At 61.9% G+C, this 23,471-nt stretch carries 17 protein-coding genes and 1 pseudogene; 13 read left to right on the top strand and 5 right to left on the bottom strand.

The window, feature by feature from the left end:
* Positions 1-28: 28 nt before the first annotated feature.
* The 13 genes and pseudogenes from rimP (at position 29) to WG899_RS01020 (ending at position 19,061) form a co-directional block, all read left to right on the top strand.
* Positions 29-661, top strand: coding sequence for a ribosome maturation factor RimP (rimP, locus tag WG899_RS00960; protein ID WP_339593747.1), 633 nt, complete (start codon positions 29-31; stop codon positions 659-661).
* A complete protein-coding gene (gene nusA / locus WG899_RS00965) occupies positions 658-2,136 on the top strand; it encodes a transcription termination factor NusA (protein WP_339593748.1) in 1,479 nt (492 codons plus the stop codon). The genes rimP and nusA overlap by 4 nt, the downstream gene beginning before the upstream one ends.
* Positions 2,137-2,203: 67 nt before the next feature.
* Positions 2,204-5,239, top strand: a complete 3,036-nt coding sequence (gene infB, locus WG899_RS00970) for a translation initiation factor IF-2 (RefSeq protein ID WP_339593749.1) — start codon at positions 2,204-2,206, stop codon at positions 5,237-5,239.
* 102 nt (positions 5,240-5,341) lie between these two features.
* Positions 5,342-5,704 (top strand): annotated as a pseudogene (gene rbfA, locus WG899_RS00975) (30S ribosome-binding factor RbfA); the annotation flags it as partial.
* Between the two features lie 96 nt (positions 5,705-5,800).
* Entirely contained in the window at positions 5,801-6,769 is a 969-nt protein-coding gene (gene truB, locus WG899_RS00980) for a tRNA pseudouridine(55) synthase TruB (RefSeq protein ID WP_263536546.1), read from the top strand.
* A 26-nt stretch (positions 6,770-6,795) separates the two neighbouring features.
* Positions 6,796-8,619, top strand: a complete 1,824-nt coding sequence (typA, locus tag WG899_RS00985; protein WP_339593750.1) for a translational GTPase TypA — start codon at positions 6,796-6,798, stop codon at positions 8,617-8,619.
* Between the two features lie 185 nt (positions 8,620-8,804).
* On the top strand, positions 8,805-9,821 hold the full coding sequence (locus tag WG899_RS00990) for a DMT family transporter (protein WP_339593751.1): 1,017 nt from the start codon (positions 8,805-8,807) through the stop codon (positions 9,819-9,821).
* Positions 9,818-10,936, top strand: a complete 1,119-nt coding sequence (locus WG899_RS00995) for an enoyl-CoA hydratase/isomerase family protein (protein WP_339593752.1) — start codon at positions 9,818-9,820, stop codon at positions 10,934-10,936. Before WG899_RS00990 ends, WG899_RS00995 begins: the two co-directional genes overlap by 4 nt.
* A 91-nt stretch (positions 10,937-11,027) precedes the next feature.
* Entirely contained in the window at positions 11,028-12,704 is a 1,677-nt protein-coding gene (locus WG899_RS01000) for a formate--tetrahydrofolate ligase (protein ID WP_339593753.1), read from the top strand.
* Between the two features lie 209 nt (positions 12,705-12,913).
* On the top strand, positions 12,914-16,048 hold the full coding sequence (locus WG899_RS01005; RefSeq protein ID WP_339593754.1) for an EAL domain-containing protein: 3,135 nt from the start codon (positions 12,914-12,916) through the stop codon (positions 16,046-16,048).
* Positions 16,049-16,158: 110 nt separating this feature from the next.
* Positions 16,159-17,175: a tRNA dihydrouridine(20/20a) synthase DusA gene (gene dusA, locus WG899_RS01010; RefSeq protein ID WP_444718808.1), complete on the top strand. Its 1,017-nt coding sequence runs from the start codon at positions 16,159-16,161 to the stop codon at positions 17,173-17,175.
* Positions 17,175-17,738, top strand: a complete 564-nt coding sequence (locus WG899_RS01015) for a methylated-DNA--[protein]-cysteine S-methyltransferase (RefSeq protein WP_339593756.1) — start codon at positions 17,175-17,177, stop codon at positions 17,736-17,738. Before dusA ends, WG899_RS01015 begins: the two co-directional genes overlap by 1 nt.
* Before the next feature lie 66 nt (positions 17,739-17,804).
* A complete protein-coding gene (locus tag WG899_RS01020; protein ID WP_339593757.1) occupies positions 17,805-19,061 on the top strand; it encodes a DEAD/DEAH box helicase in 1,257 nt (418 codons plus the stop codon).
* 25 nt (positions 19,062-19,086) lie between these two features.
* Here WG899_RS01020 and WG899_RS01025 read toward each other — a convergent pair whose 3' ends face one another.
* From WG899_RS01025 to WG899_RS01045, 5 genes are read right to left on the bottom strand one after another with little or no spacing between them, the layout of a single operon-like run.
* Complete coding sequence (locus WG899_RS01025; RefSeq protein WP_339593758.1) at positions 19,087-20,943, bottom strand: hypothetical protein; 1,857 nt, start codon at positions 20,941-20,943, stop codon at positions 19,087-19,089.
* An 8-nt stretch (positions 20,944-20,951) separates the two neighbouring features.
* On the bottom strand, positions 20,952-21,671 hold the full coding sequence (locus tag WG899_RS01030; RefSeq protein ID WP_339593759.1) for a PilW family protein: 720 nt from the start codon (positions 21,669-21,671) through the stop codon (positions 20,952-20,954).
* A gap of 2 nt (positions 21,672-21,673) precedes the next feature.
* Positions 21,674-22,102 carry a type IV pilus modification PilV family protein gene (locus tag WG899_RS01035; protein WP_339593760.1) on the bottom strand — a complete coding sequence of 143 codons (429 nt, stop codon included), beginning with the start codon at positions 22,100-22,102 and terminating at the stop codon, positions 21,674-21,676.
* Positions 22,086-22,550: a prepilin-type N-terminal cleavage/methylation domain-containing protein gene (locus WG899_RS01040; RefSeq protein WP_339593761.1), complete on the bottom strand. Its 465-nt coding sequence runs from the start codon at positions 22,548-22,550 to the stop codon at positions 22,086-22,088. Before WG899_RS01040 ends, WG899_RS01035 begins: the two co-directional genes overlap by 17 nt.
* On the bottom strand, positions 22,544-22,909 hold the full coding sequence (locus WG899_RS01045) for a type IV pilin protein (protein ID WP_444718795.1): 366 nt from the start codon (positions 22,907-22,909) through the stop codon (positions 22,544-22,546). Before WG899_RS01045 ends, WG899_RS01040 begins: the two co-directional genes overlap by 7 nt.
* Between the last annotated feature and the right edge of the window lie 562 nt (positions 22,910-23,471).

Consider the following 23,471-nt stretch of genomic DNA (forward strand, 5'->3'; position numbering starts at 1 on the left):
CGCAAGAGAGATCGAAGAAATACCACGCATGAATTGGCAAGAAGCTGTTGAGAAAACGGTAACCGGTCTGGGTTACGACTTGGTGGACTGCGAGCGCAGTCCGGCTGGATTGCTGCGTGTGTATATTGACAAACTGCCGGAACAGGCTCTGGCCGGTGAGTTGATCAATGTCGAAGATTGCGAGCGCGTGACGCGCCAGTTGCAGTATTTGCTTGAGGTCGAGGCTTGTGCCTACGAGCGACTCGAAGTGTCCTCGCCCGGTCTTGATCGCCCCTTGAAAAAAGCTGCTGACTACGCGCGCTTTGTGGGTGAAGAGATTGAGTTGACCCTGCGCATGCCTTTTCAGGGGCGCAAGAAATACAGCGGCATTTTGAGCGCCCAGTTGGCGCTCGATGCACAGCCCGCTGACGCGGCAGAAACTGCGCCTCAAGTGGCGGCGCCGGTTGAGGTGGTGGCGCCCGCGGACGCTTGGCGTGTGATTTTCAATGATGGCAAGGCCGACCAGGCCTTAGATTTTTCTCTTGAAGAAGTTCGTGAGGCGCGTTTGGTGCCTGCGATCAGCTTCAAGGGTCGCGGCGTGAAGCCCGCTCCGGCCAAGAAGCCGGCTCGGACCAAGCCCGTGCGAAAAGATGACAAAGTAGACGGAGGTCCTGATCAATGAACCGCGAACTGTTGATGTTGGTGGACGCGATTTCTCGCGAGAAGAGCGTCGAGCTCGACGTCGTGTTTGGTGCTGTTGAGGCAGCGCTGGCTTCGGCCACCAAAAAGCTGTGTGGCGGCGAAGCCGATATTCGCGTCTCTGTTGATCGCGAGTCTGGCGCCTACGAGACCTTCCGTCGCTGGCATGTCGTGCCCAATGAGGCTGGCCTGCAAAACCCCGACGCTGAAATTCTGCTGTTCGAAGCTCAGGAACAAATTCCTGACATCGAGGTGGAAGACCACATCGAAGAGCCAATCGAATCGGTGCCAATCGGTCGCATTGGCGCGCAAGCCGCCAAGCAGGTCATTCTGCAAAAGATCCGTGACGCTGAGCGTGAGCAACTGCTGAACGACTTCTTGGCACGCGGCGAGCAAATTTTCGTCGGTACCGTCAAGCGTTTGGACAAAGGCGACATCATTGCCGAGTCTGGCCGCATCGAAGGTCGCCTGAAGCGCACCGAGATGATCCCCAAGGAAAACCTGCGCACCGGTGACCGAGTTCGCGCGGTGATCCTGGGTGTGGACCCCACGCAGCGTGGCCCGCAGATCATGCTGTCGCGCAGCGCGCCTCAGTTCATGACCGAGTTGTTCGCTCAGGAAGTGCCTGAGATCGAACAAGGCCTGCTGGAGATCAAGAGCTGCGCACGTGACGCCGGTTCGCGCGCCAAGCTGGCCGTGCTGTCGCACGACAAGCGTGTCGACCCCATCGGCACCTGCGTTGGCGTGCGTGGTTCGCGCGTCAACGGTGTGACCAATGAATTGGCCGGTGAGCGTGTGGACATCGTGCTGTGGTCGGAAGATCCGGCCCAGTTCGTGATCGGCGCCTTGGCACCGGCGAATGTGCAGTCCATCGTGGTGGACGAAGAACGTCATGCCATGGACGTGGTGGTGGACGAGGAAAACCTCGCTATCGCCATCGGCCGTGGCGGCCAGAACGTGCGGCTCGCTTCCGAGCTGACCGGCTGGCGTATCAACATCATGTCGGCCGAGGAATCGGCAGTGAAGCATGAGCAGGAATCGGAATCGGTGCGCAAGCTCTTCATCGAGAAACTCGATGTGGATGCCGAAGTCGCCGATATCCTGATCGCCGAGGGTTTTACCAGCCTGGAAGAAGTGGCCTACGTGCCTATGCAGGAAATGCTGGAAGTTGAGGCCTTCGACGAGGACACGGTCAATGAGCTGCGTACCCGCGCAAAAGATGCTCTGTTGACCATGGAGATTGCCCGCGAAGAGAAGGTCGAGGAAGTGTCCCAAGACCTGCGTGATCTGGAAGGCATGACGCCTGACCTGATCGCCAAACTCTCCGATGGCGACATCCACACTCGCGACGACCTGGCCGATCTGGCCGTCGACGAACTCGTTGAACTCGCTGGCATGGAAGAGGGCGCCGCCCGCACCATGATCATGAAGGCCCGCGAACATTGGTTCACTGCTTGAGGCCTTATGGCTTCTTTCAAAACCCATCATTCGCCCAGCACCGACCGCATAAGTTAAGGATTCAACAATGGCTGTGACCACCGTCGCCCAGTTTGCCGCAGAGCTGAATAGGCCTGCGAGCACGCTGCTTGAGCAGCTTCAAGCAGCAGGCGTCAAGACCGCGTCTCCTAATGACGCTTTGAACGAAGCCGACAAGGAGCGTCTGCTTGACTACCTGCGCACCTCGCACGGGACCGCAAGCGCCGACCGCAAGAAGATCACGCTGACCCGCAAGTCGACCAGCGAAATCAAGCAAGCCGATGCCAGTGGCAAGGCGCGCACCATTCAGGTGGAAGTTCGCAAGAAACGCACCTTCGTCAAGATGGACGGTGCTAGCGGCGTCGATGAGGCCGCCGCGGCTGCTGCCGAGGAAGCTGACCTGCAGCGTCGCGAAGAGGAAGCCAAGGCGCAAGCCGCTTCGCTGCGTCAGCAGGAAGAAGAATTGGCGGCCCGCGTTCGTGAGCGTGAAGAAGCCGATCGGTTGGCGCGTGAAGCGGAAGAAAAGCGTCGCCAAGAAAAGGCGGCTGCTGAGGCGCGTGCCGCTGAAGAAGCTGCCGCGCGCGCCGCTGCTGAAGCCGCCGAGGCCGCTGCTGCCAAGGCTGCCAGCAAGTCGACCAAGGCTCGCCCGACGGCTGAGTCCGTGGCACGCGAGGCTGCCGCCATCAACAAGGCGGCCGCTGCTGCTCGTGCACCGGCTCCAGCGCCTGCGCCCGCCCCTGTGGCAGCACCCGTTGCTGCTGCGCCCGTGGAAGCACCGGCCCCGGTCGCTGCGCCTGTTGCCGCAGCTGCCCCGGCCGAAGCACCGAAGCCCGCGCTGCGCGTGGTGAAGGCGGTTGACGTCGGTGCCGAAGAGAAACAAAAAGCCGTTGATTTGGAGCGCCGCCGCAAGGCCGCCGAAGCCGAAGCTGCTGCCATCCGCGCGATGATGAACGCACCGAAGAAGGTGATGGTCGCGAAGAAGGAAGAGCCGAAGCCGGCCGAAGCCGCCAAGGAAGCCATCACCGGTACGATTCACAAGAAGGCGGGCGCCCCAGGTGCCGCTGCTCCAGGTTCGGCCACGGCTGCCAAGCCGGGCGACAAGAAGTCGGTCAAGTCCGAGAAGCTGTCGTCGAGCTGGTCCGATGACAAGAAGCGTGGCGGTGTCAAGCCCGCCGGTGCCGCAGCGCCCGGTGGGGCTCGCCCTGCCGCAGGTGGCTGGCGTGCGCCTAGCCGCGGTGCGGCCGGTGGTCGTCGTGGTGCTGCTGATCGCGGCGCCGATCGTCGTGGCGGTGCACCGTCAACCTTCGTTGCTCCCGCTGAGATGCAGGTGCAAGAGGTCCACATTCCTGAGACCATCTCGGTGGCCGATTTGGCACACAAGATGTCCATCAAGGCCTCTGAGGTCATCAAGCATTTGATGAAGCTGGGCCAGATGTGCACCATCAACCAGCAGTTGGACCAAGAAACGGCCATGATTTTGGTCGAGGAAATGGGCCACAAGGCCTTTGCCGCCAAGCTGGATGATCCGGATGCCTTCCTCGAGGAAGAGGGCGCTGCTGCAGAGCAGGCCGAAGCCTTGCCGCGCGCACCCGTGGTCACCGTCATGGGTCACGTTGACCACGGCAAGACCTCGCTGCTGGACTATGTGCGTCGTGCCCGTGTGGCCGCTGGCGAAGCCGGTGGCATTACCCAGCACATCGGTGCCTACCACGTGGAAACTCCGCGCGGCATGATCACCTTCCTGGACACCCCGGGTCACGCGGCCTTTACCGCCATGCGTGCTCGTGGCGCCACGGCCACCGACATCGTCATCCTGGTGGTGGCGGCGGACGACGGCGTGATGCCTCAGACCAAGGAAGCGATTCACCACGCCAAGGCGGCAGGTGTGCCGCTGGTTGTGGCGATGAACAAGATCGACAAGCCGGGCGTCAACATCGAGCGCCTGAAGGGCGAATTGGTGGCCGAAGGCGTCGTGCCTGAGGACTTTGGTGGCGACACTCCGTTCGTGCCTGTGTCCGCCAAGACCGGCGAAGGCATGGATGCCTTGCTGGAACAAGTGCTGCTGCAAGCCGAAGTGCTGGAATTGACCGCGCCTGTGGCCTCGATGGCCAAGGGCCTGGTGATCGAAGCGCGTTTGGACAAGGGCCGTGGCCCTGTGGCCACCATCCTGGTGCAGTCGGGTACTTTGAAGCGCGGCGACGTGGTGTTGGCCGGTTCGACCTATGGCCGCGTTCGCGCCATGTTGGACGAAGACGGCAAGGCTGCGACCGAAGCTGGCCCGTCCATCCCGGTGGAAATTCAAGGTCTGACCGAAGTACCGCAGGCTGGTGATGAATTCATGGTTCTGGCCGATGAGCGCCGTGCCCGTGAAATCGCCACCTTCCGCTCGGGCAAGTACCGTGATGTGAAGCTCTCGCGTCAACAAGCCGCCAAGCTGGAGAATATGTTCTCCGACATGGCCGCTGGCGATGTGCAGACGCTGGGCATCATCATCAAGTCCGATGTGCAGGGTTCGCAAGAAGCGCTGGCTTCCTCGCTGCTCAAGTTGTCGACACCCGAAGTCAAGGTTCAGATCGTGCATGCCGCGGTCGGTGGCATCAGCGAGTCGGACGTCAACTTGGCGATCGCCTCCAAGGCCGTCATCATCGGCTTCAACGTCCGTGCTGACGCCGGCGCTCGCAAGCTGGCCGAAGGCAATGCGGTTGATCTGCGCTACTACAACATCATTTACGACGCCGTGGATGAGGTGAAGGCAGCGATGACCGGCATGCTGGCTCCTGAGCAGCGCGAAGAAGTTATCGGTATGGCCGAGATCCGCACCGTGTTCGTGGCGACCAAGATCGGCACGATTGCCGGCTGTATGGTCACTGCAGGTACGGTCAACCGCTCGGCCAAGTTCCGCTTGCTGCGCGACAACGTGGTGATCTACACCGGCGAGATCGACACACTCAAGCGCATGAAGGACGATGTGCGCGAAGTCCGCGAAGGCTTCGAGTGCGGTATCAAGCTGAAGAACTACAGCGACATCGCCGAGGGCGATCAGCTGGAATTCTTCGAGGTCAAGGAAGTGGCCCGAACGCTGTAAGGCGGATTTGCCCTCACCCAGAGCAAACCCCGCCCTCCCAAGAGTGGCGGGGTTTGTACTTGTGGGGCAGGGCAATGAGCACCGAGCAAGGAGTAGCTGAATATGCGACATAAACGAGTCATCCCTAACCGCAGCTTTCGTGTGGCCGACCAGATCCAACGCGATCTGGCCGAGTTGATCCGCGAGCTGAAAGATCCCCGCATCGGCATGGCCACGGTCAATGCCGTCGAGGTGACGCCTGACTATGCGCATGCCAAGGTGTTCTTTTCGGTGCTGGTGGGCGACCCGGTGGAAACCGGCGAAGCCTTGAACGAAGCGGCGGGCTTTTTGCGTAACGGCTTGTTCAAGCGTTTGCAAATCCACACCGTGCCCAGCCTGCATTTCCATTACGACCGGACCATTGAGCGTGCGGCCGAACTGAGCGCCTTGATCAACAAGGCCAATGCCACACGGGCTTTGGATGATGAGGCGCAAGCTGAGGCTCAAGGTGAGGCGCCTGCCGCTGAGGGCGAAGCGCCAGCGGCAGATGCCAAAGACCGCGCATCCGAGTAAATTCATCCGATGACGACCACCCAAGCCCCGCGCACCAGGATCCAGCGCCGTGCCGTGCACGGTGTGCTGCTCCTGGACAAGCCGCTGGGCCTGTCCAGCAACGACGCACTGCAAAAAGCCAAATGGCTGTTGCGGGCGGAGAAGGCCGGCCATACCGGCACGCTGGACCCCTTGGCCACCGGCCTGTTGCCGCTGTGCTTTGGCGCGGGGACCAAATTCAGCCAAGTCAGCCTGGATGCCGACAAAGCCTATGAGGCCACGCTGTTTCTCGGCCTGACCACCACAACCGGCGATGCCGAGGGTGAAGTGCTGGACCGCCAAGAAGCCGCGGCCCAAGCCGTGACGCGCGAGCAGATCGAAGCTGCTTGCGCCCAGTTCACTGGCGAAATCGATCAGGTGCCGCCAATGTATTCGGCGCTCAAGCATGAGGGCCGGCCGCTCTATGAGTACGCCCGCGCCGGCATCCATATCGAGCGGCCCTCGCGTCGCGTCACGATTCATTCCATTGACATTTTGGGCTGGCAAGCTGAGCAGTTGACTCTGGCGGTGCGCTGCAGCAAGGGCACCTATATCCGCACGCTGGCCGAAGATCTGGGCCGTGTCTTGGGTTGTGGTGCCTCGCTGAGTGCGCTGCGCCGTACCGGTTCTGGCCCTTTGAATGTTGAGCAAGCCATCAGTCTGGACGCCTTGGCGGCCTTGACCGAAGTTGAGCGGGAGGCTTTGCTGCGTCCGCCCGACGCCTTGTTGGCGGACTGGCCCGAGCTGCGACTCAGCAGTGACGAGGCCGCCCGCTTCTTGACCGGTCTGCGGCGCCGTGTTGCCGCCCCCGATGCGCCGCAGGTGCGGGTTTACGGACCTGAACCGCAAGCCTTTCTAGGCAGCGCCCATATCCAGGCCGGTGACTTGATCGCCGACCGACTGTTGAGCCCCGCGGAGGTGCAAAGTCTTTGCACCGCAGACGCCGCCTCAACCGTTTGAAGTCCAGAATTTTTTGAAAGTGTCGTATGAGCAAGCAGATTCGTAATATCGCCATCATCGCCCACGTTGACCATGGCAAAACCACCATGGTCGACCAATTGCTGCGTCAAAGCGGTACCTTCGCCGACCACGAAAAAGTCGTCGACACGGTGATGGACAACAACGCCATCGAACGTGAGCGCGGCATCACGATCTTGGCCAAGAACTGCGCCGTGTCTTGGGAAGGCACCCACATCAACATCGTGGACACCCCGGGCCACGCGGACTTCGGCGGTGAAGTCGAGCGCGCCCTGTCCATGGTGGACGGTGTGGTGCTGCTGATCGATGCGCAAGAAGGCCCGATGCCCCAGACTCGCTTCGTGACCAAGAAGGCCTTGGCCCTGGGCCTGAAGCCTATCGTCGTGGTCAACAAGGTCGACAAGCCGGGTGCCAAGCCTGACGCCGTCATCAACGCCGCTTTCGACCTGTTCGACAAGCTGGGCGCGACCGACGAGCAACTCGACTTCCCGGTGGTGTACGCCTCCGGCATCAACGGCTGGACCTCGCTGGAAGAGGGCACGCCCGGTGAGCAGTGGGGCCCGGACATGTCCGCCCTGTTCAACACCGTGCTGAAGCATGTGCCGGCCCAGTCGGGTGACCCGGCTGCTCCGCTGCAGTTGCAGATCTCGGCGCTGGACTTCTCGACTTTCGTTGGCCGTATCGGCGTGGGCCGTATCAGCCAAGGCACCATCAAGCCCGGCATGCAAGTCGCGGTGATGGAAGGTCCTGACGGCAAGTCCATCAATGGCCGTATCAACCAAGTGCTGACCTTCCAAGGTCTGGACCGCGTTCAAGTGACCGAAGCCGGCCCTGGCAACATCGTGTTGATCAACGGTATCGAGGACATCGGTATCGGCGTGACCGTCACCGACCAAGCCAACCCCAGCCCGCTGCCCATGCTGAAGGTGGACGAGCCGACGCTGACCATGAACTTCTGCGTCAACACCTCGCCGCTGGCCGGCCGTGAAGGCAAGTTCGTGACCAGCCGTCAAATCTGGGACCGCCTGCAAAAAGAACTGCAGCACAACGTGGCCCTGCGCGTGAAGGAGACCGACGAAGACGGTATCTTTGAAGTTTGCGGCCGCGGCGAATTGCACCTGACCATCTTGCTGGAAAACATGCGTCGTGAAGGCTATGAGCTGGCTGTGTCCAAGCCGCGCGTGATGTTCCAAGACATCGACGGCGTGAAGTGCGAGCCAATGGAATTGGTGACGGCCGACGTGGAAGAACTCCACCAAGGTGGCGTGATGCAGGCTCTGGGTCTGCGCAAGGGCGAAATGCTGAACATGGAGCCGGACGGCCATGGTCGCGTGCGCTTGGAATACCGCATTCCGGCTCGTGGCCTGATCGGGTTCTCCAACGAGTTCATGAACTTGACGCGTGGTTCCGGCCTGATCTCGTCGATCTTCGACGGCTACGAAGCCCATAAGGGTGAAATCGGCGGCCGCAAGAACGGCGTGCTGATCTCCATGGACGACGGCGAAATCTTCACCTATGCCCTGGGCAAGCTGGACGATCGCGGCCGTATGTTCGTGAAGCCGAATGACCCGGTGTACGAAGGCATGATCGTCGGCATCCACAGCCGCGACAACGATCTGGTGGTCAATGCCACCCGCACCAAGCAGCTGACCAACTTCCGCGTCAGCGGCAAGGAAGACGCGATCAAGATCACGCCTCCGATCGACCTGACCTTGGAATACGGCGTCGACTTCATTGACGACGATGAACTGGTCGAAATCACACCGAAGAGCGTGCGTCTGCGTAAGCGTCACTTGTCGGAAAACGAGCGTAAGCGCGCGTCGCGCTCCTAAGCAGCGCGGTGCTCGCTGGGCGAGTCGCAGTGAGCACCCTCCAGCCAGGTCCGGAGGCCCTGGCCTTCGCCAGGCAGAAACAGTCCTCAGGACTGTTCTAGTCCGGGCTCAGCCTCCCTCCAAGAGGGAGGCTCTAGTCAGTTAGACGCTCGCGGCCCTCTTGGGGCCGCACTCATTTCCTGCGTATGACCCATCGCAAGGCTGTCTTTTTGATGCTGTTGGTCACCCTGCTGTGGAGTTCGGCGGGGGTGGTCACGCGGCATATCGAGGCGGCACGCAGCTTTGAGTTGACCTTTTGGCGCAGTGCTTTCAATGCGCTGGCCTTGCTCATTTGCCTGTTCTGGCTGCGCGGCCCCGCCTTGTGGTCGCAATTGCGGCGGCCCTCGCGCCTGGTGATGTTGTCCGCCCTTTGCTGGGCCGTCATGTTCACCGCTTTCATGGTGGCGATCACGCTGACCAGCGTGGCCAATGTCTTGGTCACCATGGCCCTGAGTCCGTTACTGACCGCCTTGCTGGCACGGTTGTTCTTGCATCATCGCTTGGCGGCTCGCACCTGGGCCGCCATCGTGTTGGCTTCACTGGGCATTGCCTGGATGTTCGCGCATGAGGTCGGGCAGGGCGCTGCCTCAGCCGCCGGTACCGGCTTGTTGGGCATCGCCGTGGCCATGGGTGTGCCGATCGCTTCCGCCGTCAACTGGTGTGTGATGCAGTATGCCGGTCGCGCGCCCGTCTCACGAGAGGGGGCCGTGCAAGGTAGCGATGTCGGCAAGGACTTGCCCTTGGCCGTTCTGCTTGGTGCGCTGTTGTCTGCCCTTGTCACCTTGCCCTTGGCGTGGCCCTTGCAGGCATCAACTCATGACATGATCCTGCTGGCTGGTTTGGGTGCTTTTCAGTTGGCCTTGCCTTGCCTCTTGGTGGTTCATCTCAGTCGTGTGTTGTCGGGCCCCGAGGTCGCCCTGCTGGCGCAGTTAGAGGTCATCCTGGGCGTGCTGTGGGCTTGGCTATGGGCTGGTGAACAGCCCTCGTCGGCGGCCCTGCTGGGCGGCGCTTTGGTCTTGAGCGCGTTGGTGGCTAACGAGTTGCTGGCTTGGCGTGAACAGGCCCGCAAGTCAAACTTAAACTCGGCTGCGGGCCTGCCACTGCGGCCGGCAGCGAGTCAAATTTCGCAAGTCACAAAAAAATCATCCCGGAGAGAGGTATGACGTCGTCGTTAATTCCCACATTGCAATCCGAAGGCCAAGTGCTGGCCCAAGTGAATGGTTGTCTGGGCCTGATCACGCTGAACCGGCCCGAGGCCTTGAATGCGCTCTCGCTGGGCATGATTCGGGACCTGCATGCCTTGCTGTCCCACTGGGCTACAACGCCAGCCATCGAGGCGGTGGTGATCTTGGGTGCCGGGCGGCCGGGCAAGCCGGCGGCGTTTTGTGCCGGCGGCGACATTCGCTTTTTCCACCGCGCCGCCTTGGCCGGTGATGCAGCGCTGGGCGAATTCTTCACCGAAGAATATGCCCTCAATCACCTGATCCACAACTACAGCAAGCCCTATATCGCCTTGATGGACGGCGTGGTGATGGGCGGCGGCATGGGCATCAGCCAGGGCGCCAAGTTGCGCGTCTTGACCGACCACTCGAAGCTGGCCATGCCTGAGACCCATATCGGCCTGTTTCCCGATGTCGGCGGTGGCTATTTCCTCGGCCAGTGCCCCGGCCATGTCGGTGAATGGTTGGCCCTGACCGGCCAGCCTATTGGCGCCGGTGATGCCATCGAGTTGGGCCTGGGTGATGTCTATGTCCAGAGTGCCGCATTGCCCGCCTTGATCGAGGCCTTTACCCATGGCGATCAGCCGAGTGCCGAGCATGTGGTGGCTACGGTGATGGAGCATGTGGACCTGGCCCCGACAGCCGACCATGTGAGCCTGCGTGATCGCATCGACCGGCACTTTGGTCTGGCCGATGTGGCCGCCATCATGGACTCGCTGGCCAAGGCCGATGACGAGTGGTCGCGCCATCAACTGGCCACGCTGAACAAGCGTTCGCCCTTGATGATGGCCGTTACGCTGGAACAGTTGCGCCGCGCCCGCCGCATGAGTCTGGCCGAAGACTTGCGCATGGAGCGAGACATGGTGCACCACTGTTTCCATCTTCGTCCGGTCGCGCAGAGTGAAACGGTGGAGGGCATTCGTGCCCTGGCGGTGGACAAGGACCATACCCCGCGTTGGCAGCCGGCGCGTATCGAGGAGGTCAGCCGCGAGGAAGTCTTGCGTTTCTTTGCCTCGCCCTGGTCGGCCGAGCAACATCCCTTGCGCGGCTTGAAATAGCGCGGGCTTGCGCCCTCCATAATCACGGCAAGGTCTTACCGGACCTTGCCGTTTTTTTTCGTCTGCTAACCCCGCAAAGAAGGATGCACTGATGCCCACCGACATCGAGATTGCCCAGGCCGCGACGCTGCAAAAAATTCTTCCCTTGGCCAGCCACCGGTTGGACTTGCCCGATGACGCGCTGAGCCCCTACGGGCACTACAAGGCCAAGCTGAGCCTGGCGCAGATCGAGCGTTTGCAGGGACGGCCGAACGGCCATCTGGTGTTGGTGACCGCGATTTCACCGACGCCACCCGGCGAGGGCAAGACCACCACCACGGTCGGCCTTGGCGACGGTCTCAACCACATCGGCAAGCGCGCCATCATCTGCCTGCGCGAACCCTCGCTGGGCCCTTGTTTTGGCATGAAGGGTGGAGCGGCAGGCGGCGGCCGGGCTCAGGTGGTGCCGATGGAAGACATCAATCTGCACTTCACCGGTGACTTTCATGCCATTGCCTTGGCCAACAATTTGCTGGCGGCGCTGGTGGACAACCATATTCATCATGGCAATGCGCTCGGGCTCGATGTGCGGCGCATCACCTGGCGCCGCGTGGTCGACATGAACGACCGTGCGTTGCGCGAGATCACCGTGGCGCTGGGTGGACCCGGCAATGGTTATCCGCGCCAAGATGGTTTTGACATTGTGGTGGCGTCCGAGGTGATGGCCATCGTCTGCCTGGCTACCTCGCTGGCGGATCTGAAGCGCCGCCTGGGCAATATCGTGGTGGGCTACACCGCTGACAAGCAGCCGGTGACGGCGCGCGAACTGAAGGCCGACGGAGCGATGGCGGCCTTGTTGAAAGACGCCTTGGCACCCAACTTGGTTCAGACCTTGGAGGGCAATCTGGCCTTTGTGCACGGCGGCCCCTTTGCCAATATCGCGCATGGCTGCAATTCCTTGATTGCCACTCAGACGGCGCTCAAATTGGCCGACTATGTGGTCACCGAAGCCGGCTTCGGCGCCGACCTGGGGGCCGAGAAATTCATCGACATCAAGTGCCGCAAGGGTGGGCTTCAGCCGGCCTGCGCGGTATTGGTCGCCACGGTGCGTGCGCTCAAGCACCACGGCGGCGCCGATCCCAAAAAACCAGGCAGTGATGGGCTGAAGTCGCTGGACCTAGGCTTGGCGAACTTGAAACGCCATGTCGAGAATATCCAGACCCATTACGGCTTGCCGGTGATCGTTTCGATCAACCGTTTCGACAGCGATCATGCGGACGAAATCGCCCTGATCGAGGGTTTCTGTGCCGAGTTGGGCGTGGCTTGTGTGTTGGCCACCCATTGGGCCGACGGCGGCGCCGGCGCCGCGGACCTGGCCCGGCTGGTTGTGCAGTTATGTGAGCAGGGCAAAGCTAAGCCCGCCAGCCTGTATGCCGACAGTGAACCCTTGGCCGACAAGATCCGGGCGGTGGCCAGCAAGGTCTACCGAGCCAGCGAGGTGGTGTTTGAACCCAAGGCCATGGCGCAGATGCTGGAATGGCAGGCAGCGGGCTGGGGGCATTTGCCGGTCTGCATTGCCAAGACGCAGTATTCCTTCAGCACCGATCCGTCCCTGCGCGGGGCACCCACCGGTCATACCCTGCATGTGCGTGAATTGCGCCTGAACGCCGGGGCCGAATTCGTGGTGGCCATCTGCGGCGACATCATGACCATGCCCGGCTTGCCCAAGGTGCCCTCGGCGGAACGCATCGACGTCGATGCCGCGGGGCGCATCAGCGGCTTGTTCTGAGCGAATTCGACGCGTTTGTACTGTTCGGCGGATGGGCTTGCGCAGCCATCCGACCGCAGCAGGCTCCGGCCTGAGTACCAGCCGAGCTGCTGCTCGGCCAATCAAGTGGCTGTGCCGAGACATTTGCATGCAGGATGTCCGACTCGACGCGGGCTCCCGGCCTATGATGATTCGTCTTCTGTCATGCATCCTGCAGTCATGAGTCCTCCATGAGCAAGCCCGTCAGCATGTTCGCCGCGTCCAGCCATGGTTTCACGACCGCGCTGCGCTTGGGCGCTTTGTTGGTGTTTGCGCTGTTTGCGGTGTTTGCTGCGTATGTGCTGTCGGAGAAACAGGTCGATCTGGCCAATGAGCAACGCTTTCGGACCATCCAGGTAGGCGAGGAGTTACGGCAATCCTCGGATGATCTGACGCGCATGGTGCGCAGTTACGTGGTCACCGGCAACCCAAGCTTTCGGCAGCACTATCTGGATATCTTGGCCATCCGCGATGGTCGCTTGCCGCGGCCCGCGCCGATCGGCAGCATTTATTGGGACTTGCTGGATACGCCAGCCGGTGCTCCGGCATCCGCCGCATTACCGGCACAAGCCTTGTTGGACATCATCCGTGAGCAGGGTATCAGTCCTGAGGAATTGACCCATCTGACCCAGGCCAAGCAGCGCTCAGATGAACTGGCCAAGATTGAATTGCATGCCATCGGCATGGTGGATGGCCTGCAGGATGATCAAGCGGAGCGTCGCCAGCGCGCCAGCTTGATGCTCAACGATGCCAGCTACCTTCAGGCCAAGGCTGACATCATGGGCCATATCCAGGCCTATTACCGCCTGATCGATGCACGCACCCTGAACCAGGTTCAGGTGGCCGAGTGGCGGGCACGGATGTTGTGGCTGTTGCTGAGCGTCATCACCTTGGGGCTGCTGGGCTCGTTGATGTGGGTGTACCGCGCCCTCGCTCGCACGCTGGGCGCCAGCCCGGTTGAAATTCATGCGCAGATGACTCGCATCGGGCAGGGCGACTTTTCGCAGCCGATCCGAGTGTCGCCCGGATTGGGTCAGAGCGTGCTGGGTTGGCTGGCGCAGATGCAGGCCCAATTGCACAGTGCTGAACAGCACAAGGCCGAGGCGCAGTTCCAGCGCGATCAGATTTTGGCGCTGGATGCCTTGCGGGTGTTCATGATGGAACAGCTGACCAGCCCGGCCGCTTTGGCCGAGGTCTTGGAGGCCTTTATTCGCCGCATCGAGGCTATGTTGCCGGGCACCTTGTGCAGCATTCTGCTGTTGGATGACGACGGTGTGCATCTGCGAATGGGCGCGGCTCCCAGTCTGCCCGCTGCCTACAACCAGGCCATCGACGGCGTCAGCATCGGTCCGTCCGTGGGCTCTTGCGGCACCGCCGCTTACACCGGGCAACGTGTGATCGTCGAGGACATCGCCAGCCATCCCTTCTGGAAGGACTTTGCGGGCCTGGCGGCCCAGGCCGGTTTGGCCGCCTGCTGGTCCGAGCCGATACGCTCCGGTGAGCGCCCATTGCTGGGTACCTTCGCCATGTACCGGAGCGAGCCGAGCGCACCCAGTGCCTACGAGATTGCCATCATCGAAACCGCCGCCAGACTCACGGCCTTGGCCATCGAGCGCAAGCGCGCCGAAATGCAGTTGCAACTGCTGGCCAACGTCTTCGAGCATGGCAACGAGGTCATCATGATTGCCGACAGTGGCGGCAAGCTGCTGCGGGTAAACAAGGCCTTCAGCACGGTGACCGGCTACACCGATGCCGAGGTCCTGGGGCGCAATCCCCGCATGCTGTCTTCGGGCCGGCAGGACCGGGGCTTCTATCGCGCGATGTGGGAGACGATCCAAGCGGAGGGACAGTGGTCGGGCGAGGTGTTGAACCGACGCAAGGGTGGCGGTACCTATCCTCAATGGTTGTCGATCAGCGCGCTGCGTGATGCTCAGGGCGAGGTCAGTCATTACATCGCCATGGCCACCGACATCAGTCAGCGCAAAGAGGCCGAAGAGCGCATCCGCATGCTGGCCGAATTCGATCCTTTGACTCAGCTACCGAATCGTCGGCTGTTGCAGGACCGGGTGCACAACGCCATCCACCATGCTCGCCGCCACCAGGAACCGCTCGGGCTGATTTTTTTGGATTTGGACCGGTTCAAAAATGTCAACGACTCCTTGGGTCACCATGTCGGTGATGCCCTGCTGGTCGCTGCGGCGGAACGCTTCAGTGGCGCGCTGCGCGAAGAAGATACGGTCAGCCGGGTTGGCGGTGATGAGTTTGTGGTCCTGTGTCCGAACACCGATGCCAACGGGGTGGCCCATGTGGCCGGTAAGCTGTTGGCGGCCTGCGAGCCGCGCTACCACGTGGGTAACCACGAGCTGGCCGTGAGCTGCTCCTTAGGGATCGCCATGTTCCCGGCCGACGGCGAAAGCTACGCCAGCCTGTCGATGTGCGCCGACACCGCCATGTACCGGGCCAAGCAAGCCGGTCGCAACACCTATCGGTTTTTCACGCCCGAAATGCAGTCGCAGTCGGCGCGCACCCTGCTGCTGGAAAACGAGCTTAGGCAGGCGCTTGAGTTGGGACAGCTGCATCTGGTCTATCAACCGCAAGTCGATCTGGTGCAGGGCAGCTTGCGCGGCGCGGAGGTGCTGCTGCGTTGGACGCATCCGACCCTGGGAACCGTCAGCCCGGCCGAGTTCATCCCGATTGCTGAAGAGAGCGGCTTGATCGTGTCGATTGGCGCTTGGGTGATGCGCAGCGCCTGTGAGCAGCTGTGTGCTTGGCGCGCCGCCGGGCTGGCGCTGCCGCAGGTGGCTGTCAATCTCTCGGTGCTGCAGTTCCGCGAGGCTGCGCTGGCCGAACGGGTGAGCGCCATCTTGCGCGACACCGGTCTGCCGCCCGAGTGCCTGGAACTCGAGTTGACCGAGGGCATCGCCATGGATCATCCCGATGATGTGGTGGCCGCCTTGAATCGCCTGCACGAACTCGGGGTCTGCATCGCCATCGATGACTTCGGTACCGGCTATTCCTCGCTGAGCTATCTGAAACGATTCCGGATCGACCGGCTCAAGATTGACCAGTCCTTCGTCCGTGACATTCACAGCGACGCGGATGACCGGGCCATCGTCGCCACCATCATCGGCTTGGCGCGCAGCCTGGGATGTCAGACCATCGCCGAAGGGGTTGAAACTGAGCAGCAACTGGCGTTCTTGCGCCAACAGGGCTGCGATCAGGCGCAGGGCTATTTGATCAGCCGTCCGCTCGCCGCCCAGGACTTCGAACGCGTGGCCCGCGAGCTTGATGCGCGCTCCAAACTCGCTCCTCCTCTTGAGCCTTGACCGGACTTGGTCCATCCAACGTTGGGGCAGGCAACACAAGACCTCGAGCCTGGGATAATGGCGCGGTGCTACAAGACCTGAACAACCCCTGGCGCCTCTCGGTCGCCCCCATGCTCGACTGGACCGACAAACACTGCCGGTACTTCCATCGCCTCTTGACCCGCAAGACCCGGCTCTATACCGAAATGGTGACGACCGGCGCGCTCTTGCATGGCGACCAGCCGCGCCACTTGGACTTCAATCCTGAAGAGCATCCGGTTGCCTTGCAACTCGGTGGCTCCGAGCCGGCCGACCTGGCTGCCTGCGCCAAGCTGGCCGAGCAATGGGGCTATGACGAGGTCAACCTCAACTGCGGCTGTCCGAGTGAACGGGTGCAACGCGGGGCTTTTGGTGCCTGCCTGATGGCTGAGCCGGCCTTGGTGGCCGATGGCATCAAGGCGATGCTGGATGCGGTGAGCATCCCGGTCACGATCAAGCACCGCATCGGTATCGACCGCTTGGAAAGCTACGAATTCGTGCGCGATTTCGTCGGCGCAATTGCCGACGTGGGCTGCAAAGTTTTCATCGTGCATGCCCGCAATGCCTGGCTGCAAGGCATCTCTCCGAAAGAAAACCGCGAGCTGCCGCCGCTGCGCTACGAGTTGGTGCACCAACTCAAACGCGAGTTCCCTGGCCTGACCATCGTGCTGAACGGTGGCGTGAAGACGGACGAGCAAATCGCCGAACAGCTGCAGCATGTGGACGGCGTGATGGTGGGCCGTCAGGCCTATCACGAGCCCTGGCAGATGGCCGGCTGGGATGCGCGATTCTTCGCGGCTGAAAACCCCGCCGAGTCGCGGGAGCAACTGGAGTTGGCGTGGCTCAACTATCTGGATCGTCATGTCGCTGCCGGCCCGCATCACCATTGGCCGCAGGCCATGCGTCATGCCTTGGGCTTGTGGAACGGCCAGGCGGGCTCGCGTCGCTGGCGCCAGATTTGGTCCGATCACCAGTACAAGGCGATGGCACCGCGTGCTGTGGCTGAATTGGCGACCCAGTCGCGTGTTGGCATTGCCGCGCATGTGGCCGAGCACCAGGCGCACACCTTGGCGGAGCGGAGTGCGCTCGCCGCCAGTCCAAGCGCTTGATGGCGCCTCAGCTATTCTTTCATTGCTTTGACACCGCGCTGGGTTGCTGCGGCATCGCATGGAGCGAGCAGGGCATCAAGGGCTCTCAATTGCCGGAGGCCTCGGCCGCCTTGACGCGCGACCGCATGCGCGTGCGTTTTCCGAGCGCGCTCGAGCATGGCCCTTCGGCCGCGGTGTCTGAGGCGATACAAGCCATTCAGCGCTTGCTGGCAGGCGAGACCGCCGATGGCGCCGAGCTGCTGGCGGTGCAGCTGGATGAGTCTGAAGTCCCTGAATTCAATCGCCGGGTGCACGCGATCACAAGGCGAATCCCGGTGGGCCAAACGCTCAGCTATGGCGAAATTGCGCACCAGCTCGGCGCGGCCGGTGCCGCCCGTGCGGTCGGTCAGGCCGAGGGCAGCAATCCTTTTGCGCCCATCGTGCCGTGTCATCGCGTCTTGGGCGCGGGTGGCAAGAGCGGCGGGTTTTCGGCCCACGGTGGCGCCGACACAAAACTGAAGTTGCTGGCGATTGAAGCCCGTGCAAGTGGTCAGTTAGCGGCCGAGCAGGGCGATTTGTTCTGAAGGTCTGGGCAGGGCGCTGTAGCGCGGCCGTAAAATCTCGCCCTGTTCTCTGCCCAAGGCCCCGTCATGTCTTTCGCCACACTGGGCCTTTCGCCCGCTCTCATTCGCGCCGTGCGCGAGCAGGGCTACCACGCACCTACCGCCATCCAGGCCGCCGCCATTCCGGTGATTTTGCGTGGCGCTGATGTCTTGGGCCTGGCTCAAACCGGCTCCGGCAAGACCGCGGCCTTTGCCTTGCCGTTGTTGCAAAACGTGCTGCAGCAGCGCGGCAGCGGCGTACGCCAGACACGCGCCTTGGTGCTGGTGCCGACGCGTGAACTCGCGGTGCAGATTGGCGAGTCGCTGCAGGCCTTGGCGCATCAGTTGCCGGTGGCATTGCGGATTGCGACGGTCTATGGCGGCGTTTCGATCAACCCGCAGATGATGGGCCTGCGGGGTGGTGCCGATATTGTGGTGGCCACCCCCGGGCGCTTGCTCGATCTGCTGGAGCACAACGCGCTGCGCTTGTCGGCGGTCGCCACCTTGGTCTTGGACGAAGCCGATCGCCTGCTAGACATGGGCTTTGCCGATGAATTGCAGCGCGTCTTGGCCCTGTGTCCGAAGCAGCGGCAGAACCTGTTTTTCTCGGCCACCTTTGCGCCTGCCGTGCAGACCCTCGCCGACGGACTGTTGAAGGCGCCCGAGCGGATTGAAATTGCCGCCGAGCCGGAGCGCGCGGCGGCCATTCATCAGCGTTCAATTCAGGTCGATGAAAGTCGGCGGACGCCCTTGCTGCGGCACTTGCTGGAGACCGAGGCCTGGACCCGTGTACTGGTCTTTGTGGCAACCAAATACGCCACCGAGCATGTCTCCGACAAACTCTGGAAAAACGGCATCAAGGCCGCGGCGCTGCATGGTGAGTTGAGCCAAGGTGGGCGCAGCAAAGTCTTGGCGGCGCTGAAGAATTCGGAGATCCAGGTTCTGGTGGCGACCGATGTGGCGGCCCGCGGACTGGACATCCCGGACCTGCCGGTGGTGTTGAACTATGACCTGCCGCGTTCGGCGGCGGACTACACGCACCGCATTGGCCGCACCGGTCGCGCCGGGCAGAGTGGCGAGGCCATCAGCTTTGTCAGTGGCCACAGCAGCAATGGCGAGGCGCATTTCCGTCTGATCGAGAAGCGCCAGGGGCAGCGCGTCCCGCGTGAGCAGATTGCCGGTTTTGAGCCGACCGACTTGGCCACGGCGCCGCCGGCAAGCGGGGGCGTTAAGGGCCTGCGCAAGAGTAAGAAGGACAAGCTGCGCGAGGCCGCGGCGGCTGCAGCATTAGCGAATGCCGGTTAAGTTCAGCCAAGGCTGACGCCGGGTTTCAGCGGTAGCGCGACCACAGCAGCGTCGCCGAAAAGGCTTCGGCCACCGTGGGGTCGGTGCTGCCTGGGTCGAAGCCCGAGGGTAAGTTGCGCAAATCGATCTTGGTGCTGGCGCCGAGCGAGCTGTTGCCGGCGTTATTGCCCAGTCGCCCGGCCGACACATAACCGTGCACCACGGTGCTGCCGCCGGTGGTCACGATGTCTCCCGCTAAGACAGAGCCATAGATGTCATTGGAGGCACTCAGGTCAATCTTGCCGCCGCTATAGACCGTACCCACCAGCCCACCTGCGCCGAAGGCAATATTGCCGGCTGGCACCGACTGCAATTTGGTGTCGCCGACCTTGCAGAAATTGGTGGGGGCCAAGCTGGGGAAGGTGCTGTTGGTGCAGACATTGGCATAACCGGCATAGTTGACGGACCAGGTGATGTTGTTGCCCGCGGTGTTGATATTGCCGGTGGCAATCCAGCTGTTGTAGTAGTTGCCTGTGCCAGTTTCGAGGTCACCCTTGAACCAGACCACACCTGGCGCCATCGTTGTGCCAGCAACAGTCCACTTGGTGCCGCTATAGCTGAAGCAGCTGTTGTAGGCGGAATAGCCTGAGCAAATCTTGGTCTTGCAGGATGCGGCGCTGTAGCTACTGCTGGTGCAAAGGTAGTCTTGATTGCCGCTGCCGTCACCTTTCAGGAAATAGGTGCCATTGGTGACGCCATTCACATTGTTGACGGTGACCTTGGTGTCGTTGCTAACGCGCTCGAATACATAGTTAGCGATGCTTTTGTAGGCATAGGCGTCGAACTTGGGTGAACTGACTGTGCCGGCGGTGAGCGGGACGTAGTTGATGCTCAGCCCGGCCTGCCGGGTCATCTTGATTTGCGTGTTCCAGGCCGGGGAGATCAGGCTGCCGCCGTAGTTGCCGCTGGCCACGCTGCCATTGCTCTTTTCCTCGTAGTTGCCCACCACCAGGGCCTTGCCGCTGATTTGCACATTGCTGCCGACCACATTTCCACCGCTCTTCAGATTGACGAGCTTGGCGGCGCTGGTCATGGTGACGTTGCCCTGGGCCGTCAGGTCGGTGACGGTGTTGCTGCTCAGCGTGACCGTGCCATTGGCCGTCAAGGTGCCGACCCCGACGCCACCGCTGAGGGTGACGTTCTTCATCGCTTGAACGCTGCTGTAGATGCCGCTGCCGCTCAGATCGATCGAACCTTCGGAGAACAAGACATCGAGGTTATTGCCGCCGCCCAAGGTGATATCCCCTGTGGCGTAGAGATTGGAGATGCCGCTCAGGCTGCCGCTGCCAGTGACTTTGCCGTCCACCACCACCTTGGTCGTGGCGTCCCCTAAGACATCGAGCTTGCCGCCCAGATCCAAATTACCTTTGATATTGACGGCCGGTTGTTTGCTGCCGCCACCTGGCGTGCCGCCATTGCCCTTGGCGCAAAAGGTGGCGGCCAAGAGCGCATTGGCGCCGCCGCTGCTGCCGGTGATGTTGAAGCCGACCCGCGTGCCGCCGCCGCAGTTGGTGGAGTCTGCCGCGGTCACATCGGACACCGTGGCGGCAATGCCGCTGACGCCGGCAAAACTGACCGCCTGGTTGGGGCTCAATTTGGCGGCTTCTGCCGCCCCCAGTTGAAAGAGGTATTGACGCACCGCCTCGACCCCGCTCCAGGCTTTCAACTGGGCTTGGGTGAGGGCGTGAACGGTCACCGATTGCGACTGCAGGCCACGCACATAGTAGATGGCGCCAAACACCATTGCGCCCAAAGACAGCCCGCTCAGCAGCATGAATAACACCGAGGAGATGCCGCGCTGGCGGCTGCGGTGGGTTTGCTGGTCGCGGGCGGGCTTGTTCATGGAGGGCCTCAGGAACTCAAGTTGGCCAGGCAACTGGTGTAGGTGTTGCTGCTGCCGGTGACGCTGGAGCCGTAGCCGATTTTGATCATGACGGAGGCGGTCGGCGCAGCCACCTTGCTGATGGTTTGCGGTACCGCGCCATAGGGCCAGCAGGAGCTATCTTTTTGCACCGACAAGGTCACGGCCTGCGTCAACACACTGCTCTCCACCAGGGTGCGGCGCAGCCAGGTGATCTTGCTCCATTGGGTGCTCAAGGGGTTGCAGGCGCCGCTGGACTGAATCAGGTAGAAGGCGCGTGTGGATGCGTCCGAGACCAAACCGCTGCAGCGGTAGTCCGCCGTATTGGCCGACTGATTGGGGTTGCTGATCCAGACTACCGCGTTGCCGCTTTGCGCCGCCGCCGTGATGTTCACCACCGTGCCGCTGAGGGTCAAGGTATCGGGGTTCAACAAGGCATTGCTCAGCAGGAAGAAGTGTGTGCCGGTGGTGGGCAATGTCAGGCCATAACCGGCCCCTTGCAGGCCGATCTGAGCGCTCAGCAGGCCCGAGGCCAGTTGGCCGTCCTGTACCGAGTTGCGCACCAGACCGCTGTCACCAAAGACGGTTTGGGCGGTGCTGCGGTACAGCGCCAGCGCGCCCAACACCGCCATCATCGAGATCACCATGCCGACCATCAGACTGACCAGGCTCAGGCCGGACTGGTGTTGGCGATGGCTGGCTACGCGCATATTCAGTTCCCGACGGTGAGGGTGCCGGGACCCAGCAAGGTGTCGGCCGCCACCGCGTATTCCACGATGGGCAGGCTGGTCGCCTTGGCGACGCCATTGACGGTGATGGTGACCGGCGTCACCGTGCAACTCTTTTGCAAGCCTTGCACTTGCAGATTGGTTCCCATGGTCAGCACGCTGGTGACCGTGGCGTTGCCGCTGGCCGGGCAACCATTGGCGACACCATTGCCTTGCAGATCGGCACGGATGCCCTGAACCGCCAGACTCTGGCCCTTTTGATACTTCTGCGCGACCATCGCGCGACCCACGGCATATACCTGACCCAAGCCGATCACCCCAAGCAGGACGACCGCGACCAAGGCCTCGATCAGGGCATCGCCGCGTTGCGATCTGTCGCGACGCGCGGCGAAGGGCTTAGTTGAGCGTGCCATTGCTGCTCTCCGTGCCCTTGCTGATGACAAAATTCATCGCAGTGCCACAGTTCACACCGCCCACGGTTGCTACCACTGGCATACCAGTGCTATCCAAGGCAATGCATTGGCTGAGGGCGCCGTTCAAGGTGACGCCGGCCGGCGGCTGAGCCACCCATCCGCCCTGGTTGCAATTCAAGGCAGCCGGCAGGCCCGACAGTACGCAGAGTTGCCCAGGCACGCTGATCAATACCGCGGCCGCACTGGCGCTGACGCCACTGGGGTTGCGCAGGGCGTTGGCCTTCAGTTGGCTCATGGCTTGCTGCAGCATGTGCTGGGTTTGCCGTACGGCGGCTTGGCTGCCCCATGAGGATGCGAACGGTGCAACGGCCAGGGCGAGCAACATCATGATGGTGATGCTCACCATCATTTCGATCAAGCTCAGCCCTGATTGCGTGTGAACTACCATGTGGTGAATCCGCAGCTGCTGCTGGCCGTACGGGTGTTGAGGTTGTCCAGCGTGAGGTTGCAGCCGCTCAGCTTGTCCTTGCCCGTGGCGGTCAAGGTGTAGCTGCTGGCGGTGCTGACCAGGGTGTAGCTGAAGAAGCTCGATTGCGTTGGCGACCAGGCCGTGAACAGCGTGTTGTTGGCGACGGTGCCGGCTGCGTAGACGGTGTACTTGAGCTGCAGCTGGTATTGGTTTTCAAGGTTCAGCGCCAAGGCGGCCAAGTCGGCGCTGGCGCCTTTGGCCCGGCTCTTGTTCACGTAGCTGGAATACGAGGGCAGGGCGACCGCGGCCAGGATGGCCGTCACCGCCAGGGCAATCATCAATTCGATCAAAGTGAGACCCTGTTGCAGCGACCGAGTGCGGGGGTGTTGATCGTGTCTCAAGTTGAGTCCTTTGACTAAATTGATGTGTATTCCACTTTGATACCAATTATAAGAACTGGTCTGTGAAGCTGTTGTGCGCTTTGTCACGAAGCATGCGGGACTGCTCGCTGCGGTGTTTGTTTTCAGCCGAATCTGCGTGCTGTGAGGCGGCTTTTGCTGGTGGTCGGGCCGTTTGCGGGGCCGTTTGTCGGGCGCTTAACGGAGGCCAAGGCCGCAGGCGAGGGCTGGCGCCAATGATCGATCGCATCTGATTCCCTTCGCAATAGATTGCAGAAGGCCAGATGGCTTTGGCCGCGGCCGGTCGGTGTGTGGTCGGGCCATCAGCGTGGGCGACGTTCCAAGGCTCGGGCTTATTCATCCGGCGATTTCCTAGGCTTCGACAGGAACAGCTTAAATGTTGGGTGCACTAACGCTGCTGACAGACATCACGGTCTACTTGCAGTATGCGGCAGGAGTTCACGCCGTATCGGGGGAGTTTCGCGCGAAGATTGGCACAAAT

The organism is Paucibacter hankyongi (assembly GCF_037482915.1).
GTDB lineage: Bacteria > Pseudomonadota > Gammaproteobacteria > Burkholderiales > Burkholderiaceae_C > Paucibacter_A > Paucibacter_A hankyongi.

Coding starts and splice junctions, on each gene's coding strand:
- WG899_RS01045 (WP_444718795.1), bottom strand. CDS start 22,909: ATGATTGCCCTGGCGGTGACGGCCATCCTGGCCGCGGTCGCCCTGCCC.
- WG899_RS01020 (WP_339593757.1), top strand. CDS start 17,805: ATGTCTTTCGCCACACTGGGCCTTTCGCCCGCTCTCATTCGCGCCGTG.
- truB (WP_263536546.1), top strand. CDS start 5,801: ATGACGACCACCCAAGCCCCGCGCACCAGGATCCAGCGCCGTGCCGTG.
- WG899_RS01005 (WP_339593754.1), top strand. CDS start 12,914: ATGAGCAAGCCCGTCAGCATGTTCGCCGCGTCCAGCCATGGTTTCACG.
- WG899_RS01030 (WP_339593759.1), bottom strand. CDS start 21,671: ATGCGCGTAGCCAGCCATCGCCAACACCAGTCCGGCCTGAGCCTGGTC.
- WG899_RS01000 (WP_339593753.1), top strand. CDS start 11,028: ATGCCCACCGACATCGAGATTGCCCAGGCCGCGACGCTGCAAAAAATT.
- rimP (WP_339593747.1), top strand. CDS start 29: ATGAATTGGCAAGAAGCTGTTGAGAAAACGGTAACCGGTCTGGGTTAC.
- WG899_RS01035 (WP_339593760.1), bottom strand. CDS start 22,102: ATGGCACGCTCAACTAAGCCCTTCGCCGCGCGTCGCGACAGATCGCAA.
- WG899_RS00995 (WP_339593752.1), top strand. CDS start 9,818: ATGACGTCGTCGTTAATTCCCACATTGCAATCCGAAGGCCAAGTGCTG.
- infB (WP_339593749.1), top strand. CDS start 2,204: ATGGCTGTGACCACCGTCGCCCAGTTTGCCGCAGAGCTGAATAGGCCT.
- WG899_RS01015 (WP_339593756.1), top strand. CDS start 17,175: ATGGCGCCTCAGCTATTCTTTCATTGCTTTGACACCGCGCTGGGTTGC.
- typA (WP_339593750.1), top strand. CDS start 6,796: ATGAGCAAGCAGATTCGTAATATCGCCATCATCGCCCACGTTGACCAT.
- nusA (WP_339593748.1), top strand. CDS start 658: ATGAACCGCGAACTGTTGATGTTGGTGGACGCGATTTCTCGCGAGAAG.
- WG899_RS00990 (WP_339593751.1), top strand. CDS start 8,805: ATGACCCATCGCAAGGCTGTCTTTTTGATGCTGTTGGTCACCCTGCTG.
- WG899_RS01040 (WP_339593761.1), bottom strand. CDS start 22,550: ATGGTAGTTCACACGCAATCAGGGCTGAGCTTGATCGAAATGATGGTG.
- dusA (WP_444718808.1), top strand. CDS start 16,159: ATGCTCGACTGGACCGACAAACACTGCCGGTACTTCCATCGCCTCTTG.
- WG899_RS01025 (WP_339593758.1), bottom strand. CDS start 20,943: ATGAACAAGCCCGCCCGCGACCAGCAAACCCACCGCAGCCGCCAGCGC.